Source organism: Prevotella brunnea (assembly GCF_008016795.1).
Lineage (GTDB): Bacteria > Bacteroidota > Bacteroidia > Bacteroidales > Bacteroidaceae > Prevotella > Prevotella brunnea.
Genome location: NZ_SDIK01000049.1, coordinates 1 through 1,265, shown reverse-complemented (window position 1 = coordinate 1,265; position 1,265 = coordinate 1). Strand labels below are relative to the sequence as shown.

The window sequence follows — 1,265 nt, the reverse complement described above, 5'->3', positions numbered from 1 at the left end:
TCAGTGGGTTCGATGATGTAGAAGAAGATGTAAAACTCACGGTAAACACTATTAAATGCCATCCACTGATGCCACGAGGGTTTACGGTGAGAGGATTTATCATCGACTCGCACACAGGCAAACTGTCAGAAGTGCTGTAAAACAGGCATACGCAACTGTCTTTAGAAAAATCGACTGTAAGTTCCAAAACGAAGTGCAATTGCAAGTTCCAAAACGAAGTGCAATATGCAAGTTCCAAAACGAAGTGCAATAAAAGAGTAGCCCTCGCCGAGAGATGCAGACGTTCTCGAAGCGTAGCGAGAGGTTGTCTGCATCTCTCGGCGAGGAAAAAAACAACCAGCAATACAAATAAAAAAAGGGAGACCTCTGTCTCCCCAAGATTAATTAACTTTGTATTGTGAAATATCATCAATTAACCTCGGAGCAAAGGTCGCAAATTTTCGCCTTACTCCAAAAGAAAACAGGGAGAAAAGAGATTGCCGCAATCGTTGGCATCAGTCAGTCAACACTTTCACGTGAAATCAAACGCAACAGCACGCCATCGGGAAAGTATATTTGGACAAAGGCGCACGATATGGCTATGCAGCGCAGAAAGAGAACGGTAAAGAACGCCAGGCTCTCCGACGAATTAGTCTGGAGGATTAAGGAATATATCACCAATGCTCAGTGGTCTCCACGGCAAATATCAGGTTATCTGCGCAAGAATGAGGGGATAAAGGTGTCCCACCAATCCATTTATAATATCATTCATAATGATACAACAGGGGAACTTGCCAAACACACAAGGCATAAGATGAAATACAGGCATCGTCCCAAGGGCAGACATCTTCCAATTAAAGACAGGTTGAGTATCCATGAAAGAAGTAAGGAAGTTGACGGGAAGAGATTCGGAGATTTTGAGATGGACTTGATCGTAGACCCTGACCAACATGCCATACTCACACTGGTAGAGAAATCCACCAATATGCTGCTTATGCAGAAACTGCCATTTGGAAAGCAGTCAAAGCCTCTGGCAAAGGTAGTTAGGAAACTGCTGCTACCATACAAGGACATTCTGAAGACCATTACAACAGACAACGGACCTGAATTTGCAGCACATAAGGACATTACCAAGTTCTTAGTCGTGCCCGTATACTTCGCCGATCCATAATGTTCTTGGCAAACGGCAGCTATTGTGACTACAACTAAACTAATCAGCCAATATATACCGAACAAGGATTCGTTTGAACATTATACAGACATGAGAATTATGTCGATACAAAATA

1 pseudogene is annotated in these 1,265 nt (G+C 42.9%); it reads left to right on the top strand.

Annotated elements, in window-relative coordinates:
• Positions 1–397 precede the first annotated feature (397 nt).
• Positions 398–1,265: pseudogene (locus ETF27_RS06515) on the top strand (IS30 family transposase); the annotation flags it as partial.